At 29.1% G+C, this 25,059-nt stretch carries 12 protein-coding genes; 1 reads left to right on the top strand and 11 read right to left on the bottom strand.

Going from position 1 to position 25,059, the window contains the following annotated elements:
* Window positions 1–93: 93 nt before the first annotated feature.
* Window positions 94–936, top strand: a complete 843-nt coding sequence (locus ACQY6M_RS10450; RefSeq protein ID WP_428741195.1) for a DUF2911 domain-containing protein — start codon at window positions 94–96, stop codon at window positions 934–936.
* A gap of 102 nt (window positions 937–1,038) precedes the next feature.
* On the opposite strand, the gene ACQY6M_RS10445 is transcribed toward ACQY6M_RS10450, so the two are convergent.
* The 11 genes from ACQY6M_RS10445 to ACQY6M_RS10395 all read right to left on the bottom strand — a co-directional run bounded on the left by ACQY6M_RS10445 (window position 1,039) and on the right by ACQY6M_RS10395 (window position 25,010).
* Entirely contained in the window at window positions 1,039–2,964 is a 1,926-nt protein-coding gene (locus tag ACQY6M_RS10445) for an alpha/beta fold hydrolase (protein WP_428741194.1), read from the bottom strand.
* Complete coding sequence (locus ACQY6M_RS10440; RefSeq protein WP_428741193.1) at window positions 2,961–3,626, bottom strand: 4'-phosphopantetheinyl transferase family protein; 666 nt, start codon at window positions 3,624–3,626, stop codon at window positions 2,961–2,963. The genes ACQY6M_RS10445 and ACQY6M_RS10440 overlap by 4 nt, the downstream gene beginning before the upstream one ends.
* On the bottom strand, window positions 3,626–8,041 hold the full coding sequence (locus ACQY6M_RS10435) for an amino acid adenylation domain-containing protein (RefSeq protein ID WP_428741192.1): 4,416 nt from the start codon (window positions 8,039–8,041) through the stop codon (window positions 3,626–3,628). Before ACQY6M_RS10435 ends, ACQY6M_RS10440 begins: the two co-directional genes overlap by 1 nt.
* A gap of 56 nt (window positions 8,042–8,097) precedes the next feature.
* The gene (locus tag ACQY6M_RS10430; RefSeq protein ID WP_428741191.1) at window positions 8,098–9,729 is read right to left on the bottom strand and encodes a cyclic peptide export ABC transporter; all 1,632 of its coding nucleotides are present in this window, start codon (window positions 9,727–9,729) and stop codon (window positions 8,098–8,100) included.
* 193 nt (window positions 9,730–9,922) lie between these two features.
* Window positions 9,923–12,340, bottom strand: a complete 2,418-nt coding sequence (locus ACQY6M_RS10425; protein WP_428741190.1) for an outer membrane beta-barrel protein — start codon at window positions 12,338–12,340, stop codon at window positions 9,923–9,925.
* Window positions 12,341–12,570: 230 nt separating this feature from the next.
* Window positions 12,571–12,924 carry a hypothetical protein gene (locus ACQY6M_RS10420; RefSeq protein ID WP_428741189.1) on the bottom strand — a complete coding sequence of 118 codons (354 nt, stop codon included), beginning with the start codon at window positions 12,922–12,924 and terminating at the stop codon, window positions 12,571–12,573.
* 18 nt (window positions 12,925–12,942) lie between these two features.
* The gene (locus tag ACQY6M_RS10415; protein WP_428741188.1) at window positions 12,943–14,127 is read right to left on the bottom strand and encodes a M56 family metallopeptidase; all 1,185 of its coding nucleotides are present in this window, start codon (window positions 14,125–14,127) and stop codon (window positions 12,943–12,945) included.
* 176 nt (window positions 14,128–14,303) lie between these two features.
* The gene (locus ACQY6M_RS10410; RefSeq protein ID WP_428741187.1) at window positions 14,304–14,678 is read right to left on the bottom strand and encodes a BlaI/MecI/CopY family transcriptional regulator; all 375 of its coding nucleotides are present in this window, start codon (window positions 14,676–14,678) and stop codon (window positions 14,304–14,306) included.
* A 229-nt stretch (window positions 14,679–14,907) separates the two neighbouring features.
* The gene (locus tag ACQY6M_RS10405) at window positions 14,908–15,612 is read right to left on the bottom strand and encodes a thioesterase II family protein (protein WP_428741186.1); all 705 of its coding nucleotides are present in this window, start codon (window positions 15,610–15,612) and stop codon (window positions 14,908–14,910) included.
* 6 nt (window positions 15,613–15,618) lie between these two features.
* A complete protein-coding gene (locus ACQY6M_RS10400) occupies window positions 15,619–17,250 on the bottom strand; it encodes an MBL fold metallo-hydrolase (protein ID WP_428741185.1) in 1,632 nt (543 codons plus the stop codon).
* 23 nt (window positions 17,251–17,273) lie between these two features.
* Window positions 17,274–25,010: an amino acid adenylation domain-containing protein gene (locus ACQY6M_RS10395; RefSeq protein ID WP_428744953.1), complete on the bottom strand. Its 7,737-nt coding sequence runs from the start codon at window positions 25,008–25,010 to the stop codon at window positions 17,274–17,276.
* Between the last annotated feature and the right edge of the window lie 49 nt (window positions 25,011–25,059).

The following is a 25,059-nucleotide window of genomic DNA, read 5'->3' as shown; positions in this document are numbered from 1 at the left end:
TAACTTCCTGTTATTTTAAGTTTTTGTTAACATTAATCCGATTATTTCCTTGTAATTTTAACAAAACTAATTTTTAAATACAACCCTATTATTATGAAAAAAATACTCTTAAGCTTGTTTGTTGTAGCCCTTTCTACAAGCATTAATGCACAATTAAAAACACCAGCTCCAAGTCCTGCTTCTAAACTAGAACAAAAGGTAGGTTTAACTGATGTTACTGTTGAATACTCTCGACCAAGTATGAAAGGAAGAACCATTTTTGGTGATTTAGTTCCTTATGGAAAAATATGGAGAACTGGAGCCAATGCTAATACTAAAGTTACTTTTAGTGATGATGTAACTATCGATGGAAAAACCTTAAAAAAGGGAACCTATGCATTATACACTAAACCAGGAAAAGATTCTTGGGAAGTAATATTTTATTCAGATGCAAGTAACTGGGGAACTCCTCAAAAATGGGACGAATCTAAAGTAGCTGTATCTACTACAGCTAAGGTAGAAAAAATGCCTACAAAAATAGAATCTTTTACTATTAGCATTGATGATTTAACCAGCAATTCTGCTGTATTAGGAATGTTATGGGAAAATGACTATGTAGGTGTAAAATTCAATACTCCTACAGATAAAATGGTAGAAGAAAGTATTGCACAAGTTATGGGCGGACCTTCTGCTAATGATTATTTTTCTTCTGCTATGTATTATTTACAAGAAGGAAAAGACATTAACAAAGCTAAAGAATGGATTAACAAAGCTGTTGATATGACAAAAGACAAGCCTCGTTTTTGGTTCTTACGTCAACAATCATTAATCTTAGCTAAGGCTGGTGATAAAAAAGGTGCTATTAAAGCTGCTAAAGCTTCATTAGCTGGTGCAGAAAAAGCAGGAAATGCTGACTATGTAAAAATGAATAAAGAGTTTATAGCCGGAATGAAGTAATTCAACTATAAATATTACAAATAAAAAAAACTCGCTATTAAGCGAGTTTTTTCTTTTTATAACTATATAAATTTTATTGATTCTCTATGTTGTTTTCTCCTTTTATAAAACTCCCCAATACAATAAATATACTGCAATTAATATATTAGAAAACAGGACCGTAAACAACACACTCCTATTATTAATATCCTTTATCTTAATTAGAAATAAGAGACTAATAATTAGCAATATTGATACAAAAGGAATTAATAATTTGAATACATATGAATAGTCTTCTGGAAGCCCAAATGCTAAAATGTAAAAATTATTTAGCGCTGTATTATTCAGACCAATTATTAAACCTGAAATAATTACTATAGAGAATATTGAAGAAATTACAAGTAATATTTTTATACCTGTATCTATTTTTCCTTGCTTTTTTTTCTTTCTTTTAACGAAAGAAAAAGTATATGCAAGTATTGCTATTAAAGAAACTATAAGAGCGATAATTAATGGTGTAAAAAATAGTATATCCATATTATTTAAACTATTCCCTACTTCAGAAACTCCTTTATTTATGTAAACATTCTTGACAAAGTTTGTTTTTATTACCTCAAAACCGTTTTTAACTTTCATTGTTGGATTATTAATAAAATCAGCTCCAATATCAAACCCAACACCACTTAAACTAGAAGCATGTCCATAGGAAGATGCATTAATAACTTGGCTGCTTTTTATCTTTTCTTCCAATTCTTTTCCATTTTTAGAAGGTGTAATAGGGTCAAATCCTCCTGTGAATATTAAGGTTGGTATATTTATTTTTTGAACTAAAGTATCAATATCATTTAATGTCAGCTCTTTTCCTTTGTTCCATTCTTTACATACAGCAAAATCTGATTTATAAAAGGAAACCCCTTCTGAAAGTAATTTTTGGGATCCAACATCCTCTTTATAACTCTCATATGAATTTCTAGGAATAGTTTCATTACATGTAACACAAAAATACATTCCATAGTCTAAACCTAAAGCTCCTGAGAAAGATGCTACTAAAGCACTCAAAGCAGCTTCATTTCTATTGTGAAACTGGTTAATTAGCAAAGGTAAAACTTCCACTAATTTTCTTTGATACAAAGCTTGATGAATCGCTATTTTAAAATCCTCTTCATTATAGGTAAACTCTCCTTCTGGAAGAATATTTTTATCTACTTTAACCGTTATAGGGTTCTTTTTTAATTCTTGAATGGTATTATTATACACTGCTTCTAATTCTGGATACTCCGAATTACACGTAGGATCATCTTTACATGCTTTAAACACCTTTTTTAACTTATCTACATAATTTGATGTATTGAAAGTATAATATTCATTAATATTAGAAATAGGAGAATCTAACAACAATGTTTTAAAATCATCTGGATACATTGTTGCATAAACCTGAGCTGTATAAGTACCATAAGAAATCCCATACACATTCCATTTTGAATACTTAAAATATTCTTTAAGTGCATGAAGGTCTTTTGCTATTGAAACACTGTTATAACTATCAATATCAATCCCTTTTTCTATTAAGCTTTTTTTACACTCTAAAGCATCAGCTACTTTTTCTTTTTCATCTGAAGACGAATCCTGATTTTTTGCCAAAATATTCAGAAACTTTTTCCCTAATTCTGGACATAATCTAGGTTCAGAAAAACCAGTACCTCTTGCATCTACTAAAATAATATCATGTGTTTTTCTGGATGGATGTCCAATCCACCAATGTATAATTCCCATAGCTTCTCCCCCTGGTCCACCAGCAATTATAACTATAGACTCAGCATTATCATTATTCGCTAAATTTTTTAATTTGGCTACTGCTAGCTTAACTTTTTTATCTCCTGGGTTATCCCAATTTTCTGGTACTGTAAAAGTTCCCCATTCAATATTTTCCTTATTTAGGATTTCATCATTAGGATAAAAAGAATTTACTTTTTCATAAAAGGTTTCTTGTTCCTGTCCGAAAATTTGTAACCCCAATAATAGTAATACTACCAAAAAAATATTTTTCATGTTGTAATAAATTTATCTATGCTTATTTCTTTTATTATTATATGTTCCTTGTTAATTTTTTGTTGAGAAGCTACATGGCATGAGTACCCTTCTTTCAACTTAATTTCTGTGACATAATACTTATCACTCTCTATGAGGGTTTTTCCCTCTTTAATTTCAAATGATTTTAACGGAACTAGTAGTCCATTTCCATGTGCTTTTAAGGCCGCTTCTTTTTGTGTCCAATAAAGAAAAAATTCATTCAAAGGATCTTTTGAATTAAATATCTTTCCTTCCTCATAGTCAGTCATTTGATTTTTAAAATCTTCAATTTTTAGTTTGTGATTTTCTTCTATATCTATACCAATATTTTCTTCTTTATTTGTCATATATACCACCACCATTTCTCCTGAATGTGATATATTAAAAGAAACATCATTGTTTTCAAAATAGGGTTTGTTGTATTTCGTAAAAAAGAATTCTTGGAACTCTATTTCTTGATTAAAAAAGGACATTCCTTTTTTTACTAATAATCTTCCTATTAACGACAATTGTACATCTTGCCACCTTCTATACCTTAAAAGCTTATCTTGATAATCTTCCGAAAAAAGATGCAAGTTACTTTGCAATAAAGACTCATGCTTTACCTCATCTATTTTTGAATAAAAAATATACACGCTCATTAAAAATTAAAGTCAAAATCTAATTCTTCTTGTTTACTATTTTCATTCAATACCTCTTTTAACGTTGCTATTTTTAAAGCAGGTTCTTTTATTGTATGATTTAATAGTTCTTTAAATAAATCAACAATAAAAAGAATAGTTGATTGTTCATACCTTCCTATATCATAGGATAAAGAAAGGTTTAAGATTGAATTAACTTCAAAAAAGTTAAACAATAATGGTACTCTTACGTAATTCGTATCTGACGGTAAGTACTTAAGCTTTATATCATCTATAAAAATTTCTTCCTGATACGAAAAATCAGGGTTTTGAAAAGTGACAAGAATATCAAATAAATCTTCCTTTGTTACAGTTGATGGGATATCTTGATAGGTATCAAGTAAAATTAATTGTTCTTTAACTTGTTGAATCAATTGTGAAAAAGAAGTTTCTTCTTTTAATTTTGTTCTAAGAGGTAATGTTTTCACAAACATTCCTATCATTGAGGCCATACTTTCAATATTTCTTCCTGAATGTACAGTTCCTATTACAAGATCTTTATGATCGCTTACTACATAACTAATTATATTTATTAAAGCTACAAGTACATTGTATGGAGTATTTTGATATTCTCTTGCGAGTTCTTTTATTGAATTAGTTTCTTCTAAACTGAACTGTAATGAATAATGTTCTGCTTTAAAAACCTCATTACTAGGGTAAGTAACATCGGATAGTATACTTTCTTTAACCTCATAATCTTTTAAATAAGATTGGTAAAATTCAATTGTTTCTTTTGTATCTAAGTTATTACATAACCATTCAGAATAATCTTTAAACTGAATTTCATTTACATCGGTAATTGTATGTTCAGTTTGATAATTTTCTATTAATTGGTTTGTAAAAAATTCAAGAGAAATACCATCCATTATTATATGATGTGTACAAAATACAAGGGTAGATGTATTGATACCTGTTTGAATTAATAACATTCTTAATAATAAATCATCCTCTAAATCAAAAGGTTTATTTATATACTTTTCTATATAATACTCTACTTTATCTTCAGTAGTTTGTAATGTTGAAAGAGTAAAATTAACTTCTTGAATCTGTTTAACTTTTTGATAAATCTCTCCTCTTTTTTCAATAAAATTAGTTCTTAAAATCTCATTCTCTGAAATAAGCTTATCCACAGCTTTATTAATTTTATTAGAATCAATATTTCCTTCAACCTTAAAAGCTGCCACCATATTATATGCTATTAATTTATCTGGTGTTTGAGACGCCAACCATAACTTGTATTGAGATGGTGTTATATGATAGAACTCTTTTGAATTTACTTGAGGAATATGAATGGTATACTCTTGATTAGCATTTTCTAAAAAATTAGCCAAAGAGGCTATGGTAGGATGATCAAAAATTGACTTTAAACCTATATTAACACCATACTTTTTATTAATTTCATGTGATAATTTTACAGCATTTAAAGAATGTCCTCCTAAAGCAAAGAAATTTTCTTTTAAACTTATTTCATGTTTACATCCTAAAACTTTTTTCCACAATAAGGCTAAATCCTTTTGCAGTTCTGTTTTAGGAAATTCTTCAGACTTTGATACTACATTAATAATCTGTTCGGATAGCTTTTTTCTATCTATCTTTTTATTAGGTGTTAGTGGAAACTCCTCTATCTCAAATACTGCTCGAGGAATCATATACTCAGGCAACTCTTCTTCTAGAATAGAAATACTTTCTTGTATGTTATACTCTAAGTCTTTTTTCTGAATATAAGCCACTAAAAAAGCTTCTTGATTTTGTTGTTTTTTTACAACAACTACAGCCTTTTGAATTTGAGAAATCTGATTGAGTTTATCCTCAATATCTCCTAGTTCTATACGATATCCTCTTATTTTTACTTGGCTATCATTTCTCCCTAAAAAAATCAGTTCTCCTCGTTCATTCCACTTTACTAAATCGTTGGTATTGTATATAAATCCTTCTCCATGAGGATTTTTCACAAACTTTTCAGCAGTTTGGTTAGCATCTTTATAATATCCTTTCGCTAGTCCCTCTCCACCTATATACAAAACTCCATTACTTCCTATTGGAAGAAACTGTAAGTTATCATCTAACACATAGAATTTAGTATTGGCTATTGGGTTTCCAATATTAGAAGCTTCTTTTTTGGTTGTTATTTTTTTTACCGACGACCATATTGTGGTTTCAGTTGGCCCATACATATTCCATAACTCTGAGCAATTTGATAATAATCGAGTAGTTAAATCTTCACTTAATAAATCTCCACCACAAAATAATTTTACTTCTTTATTTCCTTCCCAACCTCCGTTAATTAGTAATTGATAAAAACTTGGAGTTGCCTGAATGATTGTTGGTGAAACTCTTTGAATGGTTTCAATTGTTTTAGAGTAATCATCTAGAGTTTTATTTGAAGCCACATACACACTCGCTCCTGAAATTAGAGGTACAAAAAATTCTAAAATTGATATATCAAAAGAATATGTGGTTACCGCAAATAGAACATCCTCTTGTTTTACTCCTGGTTTCTCTTTAATACTTAATAAAAAGTTTAGCAAAGATCTATGACCAATTTCTACTCCTTTTGGGTTTCCTGTTGATCCTGAAGTATAAATGATATATGCTGTATCGTTTGGTAAAACTGTGGGTAAGACGAACTCTTTCTCGGTTTTTACCTCACTTACTATACTTTCTAATAAAATTGAATTACAATTATCAAATATCAATGCCTTTTCTTGATCTGAAATAATTGTTTGTAAATTACTATGATCAATAATGTATTGCAATCTTTTTTTAGGAAAGCTAGGGTCTAAAGGAATGTAAGATTTTCCTGCTTTTAAAACCCCTAATAAAACTACAACTGTATAAGCAGAACGATTTAATAATACTCCTATTAAATTTGTGTCTTCTTTTAAAGACAATAAATTCTTTGCTATTGTAGTAGAAAGTTCTTGTACTTGCTTATAGGATAATTCTGTAAAATCATCCTTTATAGCTATTTTATTAGGGTGCTGCTTTACCTTATCATTAAAAACACCTAAAAATGTTTTATCTTTTTCTAGCAGAGTCGTTGTATCATTGAATAAATACTGTAGTTGCTCTTTCTCTTTACTTGGTATATACTCAAACTCGTAAAGCTTCTTATTAGGATCATCAAGTATACTATCCAATAGTTCATTAAAATGCATCGTAACCTGTGATATTTCCTCTTCATTAAAATAGTTAAGATTATAATTAAAATCTACTTTAACATCTTCTATATCGTCAAACTCCCTAATATAGACTGCTAAAGCTACTCTTTCTGACTGGTGAGAAAGTGGTATTACTGTAGTTTTAGTATCTTTAAAATGATCCGCATAGTTTTGCTTTTCATAAGATAATGTAATATTAAACAATCTTTCTGTTTCTTGAAATCCGTTCAATCCCTGAATTAATTTACCTAAAGGAAAGCGTTGATGACGATAGTCTTTTCTTAACTGATTTCTTATATCTTCTAAAAGCTTTTTAAAAGATGAATTAAAGTCCATTTGGATTCTTAATGGAGATATCCCCATAAATAACCCCACTGTTCTTTTAAAAGTAGCCTTTCCTCTATTTAAAACAGGTAAACCAATTGCATAATCGTTATTCTGATGTTTGCGTCCGAAGTATAAAAACAAAGTTGCTAAAATAACATGAAAGGTACTTGAATTGAACTCTTTTGCTAATGCATTAATTGAATTATACAATTCTCTTTTTATGTAAATAGATTTTTGAGCACTTTTACTTTCTTTATTGTACTGATTTCTTTTTTCAAATATATTTTCTGGTAATGCAGCAAATCTTTTTAACCAGTATAATTTATCTTCTTGATACTTATTTGAATTTTGGTACTCGACATCATCAATTATAAAATCTTGATAACTGCAGACATATTTTGATATTACCTCTTTATTTTCTACTAACTCATTATAGTTTTTAACTAATCGTTGGAACATAAGCGATGTTCCCCAACCATCAGTAATAATATGATGATACACTGAAAAAAGGTAATGTTTTTGAGAAGCTACTTTAATTAAGATAAATTTATGTAAGAATTTTCCACTTGTAATATCAAATGGTTTTACAAACTCATTTTGCATAAAAGCAATTACTTCTTCATCCGCATTTTCTTTTTCAGAAAAATCTATAACAGGTAACTCTTCTTCAAAATTTTCTAATACCAATGAGGTTATCTCTTCATTATCGTTTTTAAAAATAGTTCTATAGCTATCGTGCTGTTTAATAAGACTTTCGTACGCTTTCTTGAAAGTTACAACATCTATAATTCCTTCAATTAATATTTTTGCTCCAATATTGTAAATTGGAGCACTCGGATGCATAAGTTGTTCAAAATATATGTCTTGCTGTGGTAAGGTAAGTTTCATTTATTTCAAAAATTAATAGGTTTATTTAGCTTTAAGAGTGTATAGGTAAAATGTGATTACCATAAACTCTTTTCGCTTAATACTTCTTCTTTTACTCTGATATCTTTTACTATTTGACCATAGTCAAACTTTAATATTCGATCTGCTTGATGGAAATAAGCATCATCGTGAGTAACCGCTATAATAGTTTTACCTTCCTGTTTAAATTTTGGTATTAACTCTTCGTAAAAGAATTTTCTGAAATACGGATCTTGATCAGCTGCCCATTCATCTAAAATTAAAATTGGTTTGTCTTCTAATAGTGCAAAAATCAGAGACATTCTTTTACTTTGTCCTTTTGAAAACTTTCTTCTTACCGAACTATCTTTATCATCTCCAACAACTTCTTCAAGCTCCATTAATTTTAAGTACTCTTGGTATTCTATATTATTTTCTAATTCATACTCTTCATAATTTTTAGAAAAAATATGGTTATCAGTAAATACTGCTGCTGTTAAACTTTGGATCTGTTCCGTAAAATCTACTCCTTCTCCATCTAGTAAGATTTGCCCTTTAGTTGGAGCATATAAACCGGTTATTGTATTGATGAAAGTACTTTTCCCTGAACCATTCCCCCCTACTATAAAAACGGTTTCTCCTTCTTTGAGTTCTAGATTAATTGGTCCCAATGCAAATGATGAATCTGACTGTTCTTCATTATAAGAGAAGTATATATCTTTATATTCTATTGAAGCAAAATTATTTGTTACTTGAGATTTCAACAGAGTATTCTCTCTATCTTCTACTTCAAAATCTTTCATAAAAGACTTGATTCTTCTATTTGCAACAATAAAACGCGTATACATTTGCTGCAAATTGATAAGATTATTTATTGGACCTGAAATGAATAATATAACAACTACATAGGCAATAACATCAGAACGGTTTAATAAACCCCATTCTGGTAATAAGAATAAAATAGTTGCTATTACAAAGTATAATCCGTACTGGCTTATTAAGTTTATTGAAAGAAAAACATAGTTGATCTTAAAATCTAAATTTCCTGCTTCATTTCTATTAGGAATCAAAAATTTATTCATCAAGTTTTCAGTTCTAAAAAAGCTTAATTTAAGTTTTTTGAAACCTTTCATTACGTCATCAACATATTCATAATAATCATCATTAAACTTACGCAGGCTTTCTACTTGTTTAGACATCATATTCATTACAACAAAATAAAAAGCACCAATCATTATCACTAATCCAACAACTATTAATGCTGAAGGTACAGACAGCGTAAATAAGTATATTAAACACAGTACGAGCATTAAAATAGAGTTAATTGTATGTGTTATAGTATAAGGTAACATGGAAAATATTCGAAGATCTTCAACTGCTGTAAAAAAACGAGCTGATCCTAATTTTTCAAGCTTAATGAGTGGTGCTTGAAGTATTTTTCTAAATATTTTCTTTTCATTATCGTACAGTACTTTAAATGAAAATTTATTTAGTCCCTTTTGAAAAATGATATTTAATAAATAAGTATAAACTACAATGGATAGAAATACTATACCTGTATAATCTCTTAGAAATATTTCATTTCCTGCTAAAGCATTATTTATTATATAAATAATTCCGAAACTTAAAATTGTGTTTGGTACTGCATACGCTAATAAATAGAGTATGTTTTTTAAAGTTATTTTAAACATTTTAAATAGTTGTTTTTTGATATGAATTAGTTGGTATAGGTATAACAGTTTTTCTGTTTCCTCTTAGACTTTAGATTTAAGTCTTAATTATAATATTTTAGTATTTACTATACACTTATAAGCTCCAATGTATTAGTTACATTGAAGCTTATCCATTTTGATGTGATTATCCCGAAGTTAAAATATAATGGTACTAGAATTTAATTCGACTTTTTTCTTCTTCAATACTATTTTGGCTTCTCGCTTTATTTTTGGATACTTTATCCCCAAATCTATAATTAAATGTAAGTCTTACTTGTTGGGTATTTCTTAGTGTTTTATAATTTGCAGTGGTATTAACTAAATTATTAATATCTCCTTTATTTATATTAGTTTTGAAAATATCTGTGAAAACTAGTTTAAAAGAGCTTCTGTCCGATAATTTCTTACTTACGGTCAAATCTGTAAACCAATAAGGTTTCGTTATAAATTGAGCTTCATAGGATTTCCCTACATAATAACCAAAAACCTCAATATTCCAATCTTTTTTCAATTCTATCTGAAAAACTGGGTTAATCATAAAATTATAACCACTGGTTTTTAAATCTCCACTATAAAAGGCGCTCACACTATTAGTATATGATAATTGTGCATATCCACTAAAACTTAACCAATCTGCCATTTTAAAAGAAGAATTTGCAGACAAACTTGTTACTTCCGTTTTACCTATATTTCCTGGTTTACTAAAGTATATTCCGTCTATTACTTCAATTGTTTCTTGTACTTGGTTTTCTATTTTACTATACGCCACACTAAGATTAAGCAAACTTTTATATGAATAAAATGCTTCTATACTATTTGTTAATGAAGGTTTTAAAAAAGGATTCCCTCCATAATATGTAAACTTATCAACTTGAAAAACTACTGGGTTAAGATCTATATAAAATGGACGATCTATTCTTTTACCATAGTTAAGCCCAATCGTATTATTAGATAATGAATCTAACTTATATGACAAATACGCTGTAGGAAACCAATTTTGGTAATTTGTTTCATTTCTTTCTCTAGGCTTAATCTCATTCCCTAATTGCTCTCCCACGACATTAGTATTCTCATACCTTAACCCCAACTGAAGGGATAATCTATTGTAATTAATATTTGAGTTTATATATGCTGATGTTATATTTTCATCATATAAAAACTGATTACTTTGATCTAAATTTGGAGTAGATATATTATTTACAACATTAGTATAATCACTTTTATTATCAGTTGCTACATAACTATGTTTTACTCCTGTTTGGTAGGATATCTTTTCACTTATTTGATTTGAATAATCTACTTTACCTGAATAAACCTTCACTTTTGAAGTTGACATACCTAATAACTTATCTCTTTTTTCTTCTGCTGAATTAGGATATGAAATCGTATTTATGAATTCTTGTTCAGGTTCAGTCTTATATATTAAATAATCTAGATTAGTGCTTATATTTCTTTTCTTATCAAATTCGTGTTTAAAATTTAAATTGATTCCTGTATTATAAAATTCTGTATCCATATTAGCCTTGGTAGTTGCTACAGAATCAATGGCATTAGAAGCATTAAATAATTTATTAATACTTTTATCTTTATCATTTCCTGCCCAAAATAATCCGTCAACAGCCATTCCTACATTAGTTTTTGAAGAGACTTCATAGTCAATTCCTAACTTTACATTACCCAAAAAACCATCTCCTATATTATTGGTTTCTTGTCTTGTGTAACTACCTATATCTCCGTTATCTAATATCGTATTTCTATTAATAAAAATATCTTGAAAACGCTTTTTGTAAGCTAGAGTACTATTGGTAAAGAAATTATATTTTTTCTTTCGTTGATTAAAATTAAAGCTAGTACTATACTCTGTATATTTATGCTGTCTAATACCGAAAACTAAATTCCCATTTTCTCCTTCTGTTTTATTTTTCTTAAGTTTAATATTAATTACTCCAGCATTACCGGAAGCTTCATATTTAGCTGGAGGGTTGGTCATAATTTCAATTTTATCTAATACATCAGAAGACAATCCATTTAGGTAATTTTCTAATTCTGCACCAGATAAGTATGTCGGTCTATCATCAATAAAAATAGTTACCCCTGATTTTCCTCTTAAACTTATATTACCTCCTTCACTAACATTAACTCCTGGCGATTTCTCTAATAATTCTAATGCTGTTAATCCTGAATTTGATTTTAATGCATCAACATTAAGCACAGTACGATCTATTTTACGTTCAATAAACTTTTTTTTTGAAACAATATAAACTTCATCTAACAATTGGTCTTCAATACTTTTTAATAATTCTATATCCGAAAGTGTTTGTACCCATTTATTCTTATCTATTCTTAAATCTCCTGTTGTTAATGTATTAAAGCCATCGAAAATAACCTTTACTTTGTATATACCTTCTTTTAGATTGCTAAAATTAAATTCTCCCGTATCTCCTGTGAATTCACTCTGCATATAAGTTTCATCTGTTCCGTTTACTAGTAGTACTGTAGCAAACACAATAGGATCTTTAGTAGAAGTATCTGTAACTTTTCCTGAAATAGCTCCTTTTTTATTTTGTGCTTGTATTGTGGGTAAAAACATAGCGCTAATAATTATTAATGCTATTGTATATATGTATTTATTGCTGTGCATATTTTTCAAATAAATATCATTATTTCCTAAAACTTTAGCATGCAAAGCCCTAGTAATATGAAATGATCTTCATATTATAAGTAAGAAATATTGATTTGTAATAAGTTAATTTAACTATAAATCAAGCTGTAGTTTCTTTGCTTGCTTACTCTGTGTCTATATAAAAAGAAAGTATATAACTACATCTTATAGTTCTTACAGATATTCCACTTTAGTTTATCCTTAATGTACTTGTCCTTATATTTTTTATGAATTTCTGAAGGTTGTTTTATTCCATTAATAATAAACTTCTCACTATTAAGCATGTAAGACAATTCTTTTTCACTTTCAACCAGTTTATCTTTAATAACTTGCTTTGTTATTCGCTTAATTATTTTTTCAGATTTATCTAATTCTAAAGTCTCCTTTATAGATTCACCTGTAATTCCTGTTATAATTAGTTTTTGATTATTATCTTCTGATTGTGCGATACTTAAACTTGGTATTAATAAAAGAATTAATAATCCAAAAAATGTTCCTTTTATATTTTTCATGATTTATTTTTTTACTTCTTAAAATTTTATTCTGTAGTTATAACAAATTCTCCAATCATCCTTTTTAATAAACTCTGTTTTATATTTATTATGAATTTCTGAAGACACTATTTTATTATTAACTATCAACTTGTCTTTATCTAGTATAAATGAAAGTTCATTTGTATTATTTATTAAACCTTCATTACTCATCTTATTAATAATTACTTTTAAAGTTCCAACAATCTTTTTTCCTTCTTCTTCCGATAAACTTTCTGAAGTAATCCCAGTAAAAATAGAGGTTTCATCAATTGATGTTTTTTCAACACTCTCTACCTTATCTTTATCTAGAATTTGCTTGTTTAACTTCGATGTACTTGTAAAAGCTAATGATATTAATAGTAAAATAGTACTCAGTGTATAAAAAATTGCTGCTTGAGTTCTGCTGTAAAAATTTTCTCTATTAGACAAAATCCTTTTAACCCTATCTAAAAGTTCTTCATTATTGCTTGCAAAAGCTAATGATAAATCGTTACTATTTACTTCCAAATCAGCACAAAAATAAAGAGCTTTAACATAGTCTTTCTTGTTATTTGTAACACCCAATACCAAATCGTCGCAACACTTTTCTCTTTCATTTCTTATTTGATTTAACAACCATAATAAAGGTGGGTTAAAAAAGAAAACTGTCTCTAAAATGTTTTGCAGTAGGTTTACTATTGGATCATACCTTTTTATATGAGTTAACTCATGATAAATAATGGCTTCTAATTGAGCTAAGGGCATTCCTGTTATCAACTCAACAGGCAATAAAATTACAGGTTTGAAAAAACCTAATACCATAGGAGATTTTATGGATGAAGATTTATATATCTCTATTTTCTTATCCAATCCTATCTTTTTAGAAAAAGTAGTAACCTTTTCATTCCAAAATACCTCTACTTCTTTTTTGCTTTCAAGTACAATTTTTTTAATACTTCTTAATCCAAAATACAGTCTAAGACTTTTATAACAAAAAACCACATACCATAATAGAATTATTTCAAAAGCATAATTATAAATCTTATAATACGATTTTAGAAAAAAGCTCCATGAATTCGATTCTGTTGTAAGTATTTGAGTCTGATACTTACCAATGTAAGTAGCTAAATCAAGCGCTTTAAGATTTATGAATTGTTCATTATTGGTTTCAAAATAGACATTAGCAATTATTACACATACCATGTATAACATTGATATAATAAACAGAGATAAAAATGTTATTAATATGTTATAACGTATTATTGATGTAAGTTTTTTTGAGAAAAACATTAAAAAATACGCAATACCTCCTAATAAAGTACTTATTACAAGAGAATATATAAATAAATGCAATAATATTTTAGAAAGTTCTTCCATCTTTATTCTAATTTATCTAAAATCTCTTTAATCTTTAATAACTCATCTTTAGAAGCTTTTTTATTACCTAGTGCCTGTATTACTAAATCTTTAACTGAACCATCAAAAATTCGATCCATAAATTTATCTAATAAATGCTTTTTAGTTTTTGCTTCTTCTTCTGCCACATAATAAATATGCTGCATCTTACTTTTATCTCTATATAAAATACCTTTATCAACCATAACTTGCATTAGCTTTAGAGTTGATGTGTATTTTATTGGACGCTCTTTATTTAGTTCATTATTTACAAACCTTACTGTCGATCCTCCATTCTTCCATAAAACACTTAGAATTTCAATCTCAGATTTTGTTGGTTCAATATCACTATTTTTCATGTTATAATTGTTTTACATTGTAAACATACGAAAAAATTCGTACGAAAAAAAACTTAAGTTGATTTTTTCATTTATCACACTATAAAACAGAATATTACTTTCTTATCCACATAAAAAAAAGAGGTTAAACTCATATAAATATGGAGTTCTCTTAAAGATATTGTTAACATCTAACTCATAATTAAGCTATGAGTTAGATGTTTTAAAGTTATTTACTTAGAATACGTGTTTAAACCAAATTCTCACTCTCTTGGCAGCTTTTATGGAATATCTCTACCAACTCCTTTGTGTTATTGTGTATAAAAAAATGATTTCCATTTAAAACATATGATATAAAGTTAGATTGAGTGTGATTTTCCCAATTTGTTATTTTGTCTACATTTTTTTCCTCATTTCCCATAATGGCAGTTATTGGAGATTTTATTACAATATTATTAATGTAAAAATCTTCTTCAACTATCTTAAAATCTGAACGAATGATAGGTAAAACAAAATCTAATAGTTCCTCACTTTCTAAAAGCTCTTTAGGAAGTCCTCCTAATTCTTTTAACATCTCAATAAAATCATCTCTTTCTAAAGAAGAACGATTCTTCCTCTCAGCATTGACTCCTGGTCCAGCATTACCACTTACAATAACGCTTTGTGGCATTTTATTATCCTTTTCCAGCAGGTCAGCTACCCCTAGTGCTAAAGAAGCCCCCAAACTATGTCCGTAAATTACAAACTCCTCTCCTTTTAATTGACTGCTTATTTGTTTGTATACATCTTTAACGGCTTCTGAATAGGACACTAAAAGTTTTTCTTTTATTCTTTTACCTCTTCCTGGAAGTTCCACAGGTACCATTTCAAAATCAGTAAGAAGAGGTTTTAAAAAATCAAATGAATAAACGTTACCTCCTGCAAAATGCAGCATAAATATTTGTTTCTTATTCATAATCAATTATTCGTTAGTTACTAAAACATTTTGCATCTCATAATTATATAACAACTCTTTTTCTCCGAATAATCTCTCTGCAATTACTCCTTTATCTTGACAAGTTTTTATTAAATTATTAGATTCAATTATAGCCAAGGATTCTTCAGTATATTTTATACTACTAATAAACTCTAACCATGGTTCCATACCCATTGCGTAAACATATGCTTCTTTTGGGTTAAAAATATCTACCAAAGAAAGTCCTCGTTCGCTGTCACAACCAGCTAATCTTCTCGATTGATCATCTTCTCTTGTTATATCTTGTGTTAATAAACATCCATACAACCAACTTAAAGGTGCACCTGCACATTCCATTCCTAAAAATAAAACATCAACATCTCCTTTCATTCTATGAATATGCTCGTAAAGTCTTGGTTCCATGACTCTAGAGTCTGCAACAAATAAAAAACTTAACTTATTAATTGCTATATGAAAACATGCTTTTGCTCTAATATTAAGATCACTATGCTCTCCTGTGAATGGTAAACCTGTAATTGTACAATTTTCAAACTTGATTTCTTCCATCTCGTCTATTTCAATTACATTGTTAAATCCAATACTTTCAAATGCCAACTTAATACTTGGGTCTTGAAGTGCTCCACTAGTTGTTACAGGTACAATTATATTTTTAATCTTATGTCTTAGTGGCAATAATGTTTCTAATACAATATGATCTTGATGGTTATGGGTGATTAAGACATAATCAATCACATCTGGTAAATCGATATCTGAGAAATGCTCTACAGTTGATTCATAACCATAGTAACTTATCAATGGATCTACTAAAATACTTACATCTTTTGTTTCAATTAAAATACAAGCATGTCCGAAATAACGCATTCTTGCTTTATCTCCGTTATATTTTTCATATGTAGGATGTTCTTTTTTAGTAAAAAATGTTTTGAATAACTCCATTTGATCTTCACGAACTCCTAATTCTTCTGCAACATCTTCTATTGCACCTGGATTTCTCTTCATTCTACTTAAAGTATCGATTCCTTTATGATCAAAAGGAATGTCCAAATGCAATACTTTAGGATCTTCTAATTGTGGAGTACTTAAACAAAAAGGACGTTCATCGTTCTCTGTTTCCCAAAGTGAAATTGATTGTGATTGTTTAGAATAAAACTCACTATTAAACAATAATGATTCAAAAAATCTATAAGAAGGATTGTTGTTCAAATCATAAACTAATTCTACATAACCTTTTAAAATATCTGGCACTTCCTTATACAAAGGTTCTAAAGATGCTCCTTTTGCTTTTGTTCTAAGCATTAGGTCAAGCTCTTTAATTGCTTTAGATAACTCAATTGCATTAGCCTGTTTATCTAACATCTCTTCTTTTAAAGCCTTGATTTCATCTACTTTTCTTGTTTCATAATCCATAAATGGTCCACCTAGCATCTTAGGATTTTTTACAGCTGCTTCGTGAATCATAGGTGCTTGAATATAAGAATTCATTATTTTTAAGTGTCTATCTACAATATTCATTGCTGCAGTAGCTGGTGATATTAAATGTGTCCATGCATACCACTTATCTACTAAAGGTCCAATAATTACATTTGGCTTAAAATAATATTCTTCTCTGTTTTCCATTTTTAATTGTTTTTTGTCTTTTATTAAATTGTTTTTACGTATTCATCACTATACAAATCCAATAAGGTTTGCAAATATTTTTCATGATTTATTTGTGATAATGCTTCCCAATGAGTTCCTTCTATATATGTATGGTTTAACTCTCCATTTGTGTAAGCTTCCCAATCTGTCATCTTACTTGGTTGTTCATTTTCAAGAGATTCAAAAACTTGTATACTGCTAGTTACTTTTCCTTTTAATTTGAATTGACTACCTAACTTTAAGTTGTTTTTTAGAAAGTTTCTCATTTTTTCTCTTTCATCCCCTTTTAATGTTACCAGCTTTTCATATTCAGCTAATAACCAGTCCGAATCTCTTGCTAAACTTTCTTCTGTGATTGGTGAATTTATTTGTGTAGGTCTGTCTACCAATACTAAATCTATATCTGGAAAATCTTTCTCTAAAATTTTTACTGTTTCAAAAGCCAACACTGCTCCTAAAGAGTATCCAAAAACTTTAAACTTACTAGCTTTATCTTTTTGATTCTTTTTGATTTCATTACTAAAATGAGCAGCCATCTCTTCGATAGAGTTAAATAATTCTTCTGAACTATTTAATCCTTTATACTGTAAGCCATAAGAGTTAAAGTCATTTACTAAATACTTGGCTAATGGCTGAAACAGTATAGCATTTCCTATAATTGGTGGTATAAAGTAAATTGAGTTTTCAGTATGCTCTGAATAATGTAAGGTTATTAAAGATGAATTCTCTACTGACTTCATTCTAGCTAAATCTCTTACTGTAGGATAATTATATATATCTACAATGTTTAAATCTAACCCTAACCTTGCCTTAAGCATAGATTGTAATTTTATCGCTTTTAAACTATGCCCTCCAACTTCAAAGAAATTAACAGTAACACTAAGCTCTTCTTTCGATAAAATTTCTTTCCAAAATTCTAGTATTTCTTCTTCTAACTTATTTTCAGGCTTAACAACCTCATTAGCAGATGTAGTATAATACTCATTACTAAGAGTCAATAATTTCTTCTTATCTACTTTTCCGCTAACAGTTCTTGGAATAGATTCAAGCTGTATTATATGACTCGGAATCATATAATATGGTAAAAAAGCTTTCAACTTAGTTATCAACCCTTGAATATTGATTTCATCGTTAGCTGAAACAAAAGCTATGAGTTCCTTTTCATTATTTCTATTCTCTTTTACTAAAACAGTTACAGCCTGAATATTATCCTCTTTTCGTATGGTTTCCTCTATTTCACTTAATTCAACCCTGTACCCTCTAATTTTTATTTGTTCATCAATTCTTTCTAAGTACTCTATTTCTCCATTTGGTAACCATCTTACTAAATCCCCCGTTTTATACAATATCTCGTTTGGTTTAAATGGATTACTGATAAACTTTTCTTTAGTTAGTGACTCTTGATTCAAATACCCTCGAGTTACCCCAATTCCTCCGATATATAATTCACCTACCATATTCACTCCTTTTAAATCAAGAGAGCTTCCAAGTACATAGCCCGTAATATTTTCTATAGGTTTACCAATTGGGAATCTATTTTCATATTTTTCATTATTAGAAAACTTATGAACCATAGTAGTAACTGTTGCCTCAGTTGGACCATAGGTATTAAAGAAAGGTATCAACTGTGCCCATTTTTTTGCTAATTCTAATGAACAAACTTCACCTCCTACAACAACTCTTTTTAGATCATATGAATTTGGGACCAATGTTGATAAATAACTAGGAGTTACATGTAAATGAGTAATTTGTTGATTTCTTAATAAATCCTCAAACTTTTTATAATCTAGAATATCGTTTTGGGTAGGTATTACTAACCTTACCCCATTCAATAAGGCCAAAAATATTTGCTCTATTGAGGCATCAAACACATAGTTAGAAAAACTTAAAACCGCTTCATCTTTTGTTATGCTGTATTCTTTTGTTTGGGAGTTTATTAAATTAACGACTCCTTCATGTTCTACCAGAACTCCTTTAGGGGTTCCTGTAGTTCCAGACGTATAGATTATATACATCAAATCATTCTTTTGAACAGGAACATTTGGAGAACTTGCATTTTCTACTTCCTTTATAACTTCATTTACTTTAATAAAACTTATAGTATCCGATTCTGGTAAAGTGGATATAGGTGTTTGATTAATTAAAACATTCTTTGTTTGAATATCTTCTAGAATAAATGCTATTCGCTCTTTAGGTGCATTTATATCTATTGGTACGAACACACCACCTGCTTTCATAATACCAAGCATAGAAACAATCATTTCTATAGACCTGTCCATCATGATTGCTACTGACTCTTCTTTTCTTAGTCCTCTTTCTACTAAGATATTTGCTAGTTTATTCGCCTTATTTTCTAAATCACCATAAGTAACTTTAGTATCATTAAAAACTAATGCTACCTCTTTACTGTTGATTGCTACTTGCTTTTCAAATAATGAATTTACAGTATCTTCTATTTTAGTATTAGAAGCAACTCCACTAAATTCATTTATAATGCTTGATATTTCTTCATCATCTAAATAGTCTACTCTTTCTATCTTTTTAGAAGGTGTTTCTACTAGATTTTCAACTAACTTAACAAAGTGTTTTGCTATTCCTTGTGCAAGGTCATCGGTGAAGATGTCTGAATTATACTTTACATTAAAAAATATTTCTTCCTCACTTTCAACAAAATCAAATGATAAATCAAACTTACTTATAATCTCATTTTTCCCTCCGTATTCAGAGATTTTTAATTTATCAATAGAATTTTGTTTCTCTGCTGTTGTGAATATTTCTGATGTATTCTCTAATGAAACCATTACATCAAATAATGGGTTTCTACTCAAATCTCGTTGTAAATCAAGATTGTTTAAAATTTCATCAAAAGGATATACTTGATGTTCATATGCATTTAATGTAAGTTCCTTTACATTTTGTAATAACTCTTTAAAAGTATTTTCCTCTTTAAACTGTGTTCTTAAAGCAAGTGTATTTACATACAACCCTATTTGATTGTGGGCATCTAAATGATTTCTACCAGCTATTGGACTACCAATAATTATGTCTTTCTGTTCGGTATATTTATATAAAAACACATTAACCATACTTAAAAGTCCCATATATAAAGTACACTGCTCATCTTTTAACAGTTCTTTTAAACCTGCTTTTATATTGCTTTCAATTTTTCCTGAGACAATACCTCCATTAAAAGTTTGTAATTGTGGTCTAGGTTTGTTTCCTAACCTTTCTAACACAGGCAACTCTCCTTTAAATTGATTTAACCAATAATTTTTGTGAACTTCAAGTAATTTTCCGCTTAATTCTGTTTGTTCCCAGACAGCATAATCTTTATACTGAATTCTTAAAGGAGCAAGACTACTTTTAACTTCATTTAAATTAGTAGATGTATATAATTTGATTAGCTCATTAAAGAAGATTTGTTGAGACCATCCATCACTAATTATATGATGCATTGTAAATGTAAATATCCATTTAGAATCTTCTATTTGATATAAAGAAACTCTTAATAAAGGACCTTCTTCTAAATTAAAAGGCGCACTAAGTTCTTTAGCTATGAAATCTTCTACTTCAATCTCAGATCTTCCTGAATCTCTTAAATCATGACTTGTTACAATATTCTTTAAAACATCATCTGTTTTTAGTATGAATTGATTAACCTCTCCTAATTCATTATCCTTAAATATTGTTCTTAAAATTTCATATCGTTCTATTAAGATAGAAAGTGCTAACTGGAGTTTTTCTACATGAAATTCACCTTCAAAAACATAGGCTTTTGGCATATTGTAAGCCACATTCCCATCTTTAAATTGACTTAAAAACCACAATCTTCGTTGTCCTGATGATAAAGGATAACTTGTTTTTAATGCAGCTACAGGTATTTCTTCGTATACTTTTAAACTGCTCTCATCTATCAACTTAGCCATTTTACTAAGTGTAGAATTATCAAACAATTTCTTTAATTGGAGCTGTACTTGGAAAACTTTACGAATCTTATTCATTAATTGAATGGCTTTAAGACTGTGTCCACCCAACTCAAAAAAGTCGTCATCCAATCCTACTTTTTCTTCTCCTAATAATGTGCTCCAAATCTCTCCTAAACTCTTCTCTGTAGATGTTACAGGAGCTATGAACTCCTTAGTAGTAACAAAAGAATCATCTTCCGTTAATAATTTTTTCCTATCTAATTTTCCATTCAGAGTTAAAGGCAGAGTTTCTAACTGAACAAAACGACTAGGAATCATGTACTCCGGGAGTCTTCCTTTTAAATAGCTTTTAATTTCCACAATATCTAAATCTGAATTGCTTACTGTAAATGCTACTAAATAATCTTCATTTTGTGGAGTCTTTTTTGCCAACACAACAACAGAGTCTATAGCTTGATGCTCTAAGATTTTTTGCTCAATTTCTCCAAGCTCTATTCTAAATCCTCTTACTTTTAATTGGTTATCATTTCTACCTATGTAAATAACATCTCCTTTAGAGGTCCATTTCCCTAAATCTCCTGTCTTATACATTTTCTCTCCAGGCACAAACGGATTGTCAACAAATCGTTCTTCCGTTAAATCACTTTTGTTTAAATATCCTTTTGCCAAACCTACACCTGCAAGATAAATCTCTCCTGAACATCCTACAGGAACCAAGTTTTTATTAGCATCTAAAATGTAAATTGATGTGTTCCATATAGGCTTACCAATAGGTATAATATCATCTTCTTTAGAAGTATCGTAGTATGTTACATCGATTGAAGCCTCTGTTGGTCCGTATAGGTTTTTAATAGGTATTTCTAGTTTTTCATACCATTTTTTAACCGTGTTTAACTGTAATGCTTCTCCACTTGTGATGACTAGTCGTAAACTACTTAATTCTTCATTAATACTTGACCTTTCAAACAACGTATTAACAAATTCATTTAACATACTTGGCACAAAATGCAAGCAGCTAACTTTATGTTTTGTTATTAATGATGCTATATTTTGTGGATTCGCTACATCGTCATCTGAACATAATACCATTTTGGCTCCCCAACACAAAGGCATAAAAATCTCCCAAACAGACACGTCGAAAGTAAATGTTGTTTTTTGTAGAATTACATCTTCTTTACTGTAGCTGAACTCATTCCACATCCATTCGATTCTATTCACAACACCTTTATGTTCTAAAATACATCCTTTAGGGTTTCCTGTAGAACCAGAAGTGTAGATTACATATGCTATATCAGTGGGTATGTTTGTTAATTCTAAATTTTCTTTTGAAAATTCTTGTGCTATAGATTCAAATTCATCAAACGTATCTTCTGTTATAATCAACTTACAACCGCTATCTTTAACTACATAATCCACTCTCTCTTTTGGGTGATTTGGATCTATAGGAACATATGCACTTCCTGCTTTATGAATTGCTAAAAGTGTTATAATCATTTTCTCACTTCTAGGTAAAGCTACTGCAACCAAATCATTTGGCTTTAAAGTATGTTTTGACCTTAAATAGTGAGCTAATTGATTTGATTTTTCATTTAACTCAGCAAATGTGAGCTCTTTATCCTGATATACTAACGCTACTTTTTCTGGTACCTTTGCAACTTGCTTTGCAAATAAATTAGGTAATGTTGTTTCAGGAAAATCATGTGCAGTATCATTAAACTCATAAAGCACTTTTTGTTTTTCTTCTTCTCTTAAACAACTTACAGTTTTTAATTCTTGATTTGGAATATTTATGAATGATCTTAAAATAAAGAAGAAAAGATTATTCAGTTCTTGTGCAGAAAATCCTGATTTTAATTTTCTAGTTAAAGAAAGACTAGCGTGATAAATGTTTCCTGTGGTATTAACATTAAAATCTAAAAACGTATTTGTTTTACTGCTACCCAATAAAGAAATCGCATTTTCTGATGTTTCCTCTTGCACTCCTCTTTCTGTGCTTTCTTCTTCAATATCATTATAACTATAGAAATCAACATAGTTAAAATAAGCATCAAAATAAGGGTTTTCGGTAATGTATTCCTTTTTATTTAAGGTAGCTATTTCTAATAAACTTAGACGCTCGTATTTTTTTAGTGCTAGTAATTTTTGCTGAATTTCTTTGATAAAATCTCGTACAGTAATATCATAATTAATTGTATACTGTAACGGAATGGTATTTAAAAAGCAACCTAAAAGTTTATCTCCATCTTCAATACTTGGTCTGTTATTTGTTACCAGCCCTGTTATTACTTGTGAATCTCCATTTAAAATACTTAAAGTAAAGATATAAGCACTAAGTGATACTTCCTTTATCGTTGTATTTAAATGACTTGCTAGTTGATTTAGTTTATTAAATTCTTTTTTACTTAGTACATTTCCATAAAGAACATTTGTTTCTTCATTGGTAAAAATGTCTAGCTTATTACAATCAGCTAACTCATTAGCCCAGTATGATCGAATTTCTAAATCCTTTTTATCAAGTTCATGTTGTATCACAAAATCTTTATAACTTGCTTTCAACTTACTAGGCATAAATGTGATATCCTTCATAAGCTCCAAGTACACATTATTTAATTCTGTTAAAAGCATTGAATCACTCCAACCATCAATAATTGCGTGATGACATTGAGAAACAAAAACTATATTATCTTCTCCGATATGAAATGCTGCCATCCTAAATAATGGTGCTTTTGTGGTATCAAAAGGATTTTCAAGTTCTGATTGAAGAAAGCTTTCTATAATTTTTTCTTGCTCTTCAAATGTGTTAATGTTTGAAATATTTCTATAAACAAAAGGAATATCAACCTTTTTATGTACTATTTGAACCTCTTCATCATAGTCATATATATTAAAGCTTGTTCTTAATATTTCGTGCTTACTCGCAATTAACTGTAGGGCTTGTTTAAATATTGATTCATTAAAATCTTTAAATACTCTTTGATTCAGCATTTGATCATGATAAATACTAGCTCCTTCATGTATTGATGATTCATATATCATTCCTTTTTGAATATCCGTCATAGGATATACATCTTCAATATTTTCTACTTCATCTTCATCTAAAGATTTTAAAACATTTTCTTTAATCAAATTAAAAGAATCTATTACTTCTTTTCTCGCCTTTGATATTTCATCTTTTTTGTCTTCTAAAACCTTCTTATTTTCAGATATGAAATTTGATAACTCTAAGACACTATCATGCGTATAGATATCTGAAATAGAAACTTCTATTTGCATTTGATTATAAATTGCATTTACAATTTTTAGTACTTTAATCGAATCTCCTCCTAAGTCAAAGAAATGATCTTTAACACCAACTCTGTCTTTGTTTAATACCTCTTGCCAGATCTCTACTAAAAGACGCTCTTCCTCGGTGTTTGGTGCAACATACTCCACTCCACTATCTAACTCTGGAGCATCTATTAACAATAAAGCCTTGGTATCTATCTTCCCATTGGAAGTCGTTGGAAATGAAGCTACCTGTGTGTAATTCGATGGGATAGCGTAACTTGGTAATAAATCTCCTAAATACTTCTTGATAGAAGGAACACTTAAATCTTCGGCTCCTTTTACATAAGCATACAACTCATTGGTACCCGATGAATTTGCTTTTGCTAGTACTATAGCTGATTGTATAGAGGTATAGCTCTCTAAAGCATTCTGAATCTCGCCTAACTCTACTCGGTTTCCTCGTATTTTTACCTGATCATCCTTTCTTCCTAAAAACTCTATCTCTCCATTTAACTTCCATCTTCCATAATCTCCTGTCTTATACATCTTTCCTCCTGGATTAAACGGATCGTCTACAAATTTCTCCGCTGTTAAA

Source organism: Tenacibaculum sp. (assembly GCF_050290165.1).
Classification (GTDB): domain Bacteria; phylum Bacteroidota; class Bacteroidia; order Flavobacteriales; family Flavobacteriaceae; genus Polaribacter.
This window is presented reverse-complemented; position numbering and strand designations above follow the sequence as displayed.

Coding starts and splice junctions, on each gene's coding strand:
- ACQY6M_RS10395 (WP_428744953.1), bottom strand. CDS start 25,010: ATGTATAAGACAGGAGATTATGGAAGATGGAAGTTAAATGGAGAGATA.
- ACQY6M_RS10435 (WP_428741192.1), bottom strand. CDS start 8,041: ATGAAACTTACCTTACCACAGCAAGACATATATTTTGAACAACTTATG.
- ACQY6M_RS10420 (WP_428741189.1), bottom strand. CDS start 12,924: ATGAAAAATATAAAAGGAACATTTTTTGGATTATTAATTCTTTTATTA.
- ACQY6M_RS10425 (WP_428741190.1), bottom strand. CDS start 12,340: ATGTTTTTACCCACAATACAAGCACAAAATAAAAAAGGAGCTATTTCA.
- ACQY6M_RS10400 (WP_428741185.1), bottom strand. CDS start 17,250: ATGGAAAACAGAGAAGAATATTATTTTAAGCCAAATGTAATTATTGGA.
- ACQY6M_RS10415 (WP_428741188.1), bottom strand. CDS start 14,127: ATGGTATGTGTAATAATTGCTAATGTCTATTTTGAAACCAATAATGAA.
- ACQY6M_RS10440 (WP_428741193.1), bottom strand. CDS start 3,626: ATGAGCGTGTATATTTTTTATTCAAAAATAGATGAGGTAAAGCATGAG.
- ACQY6M_RS10450 (WP_428741195.1), top strand. CDS start 94: ATGAAAAAAATACTCTTAAGCTTGTTTGTTGTAGCCCTTTCTACAAGC.
- ACQY6M_RS10430 (WP_428741191.1), bottom strand. CDS start 9,729: ATGTTTAAAATAACTTTAAAAAACATACTCTATTTATTAGCGTATGCA.
- ACQY6M_RS10410 (WP_428741187.1), bottom strand. CDS start 14,678: ATGAAAAATAGTGATATTGAACCAACAAAATCTGAGATTGAAATTCTA.
- ACQY6M_RS10445 (WP_428741194.1), bottom strand. CDS start 2,964: ATGAAAAATATTTTTTTGGTAGTATTACTATTATTGGGGTTACAAATT.
- ACQY6M_RS10405 (WP_428741186.1), bottom strand. CDS start 15,612: ATGAATAAGAAACAAATATTTATGCTGCATTTTGCAGGAGGTAACGTT.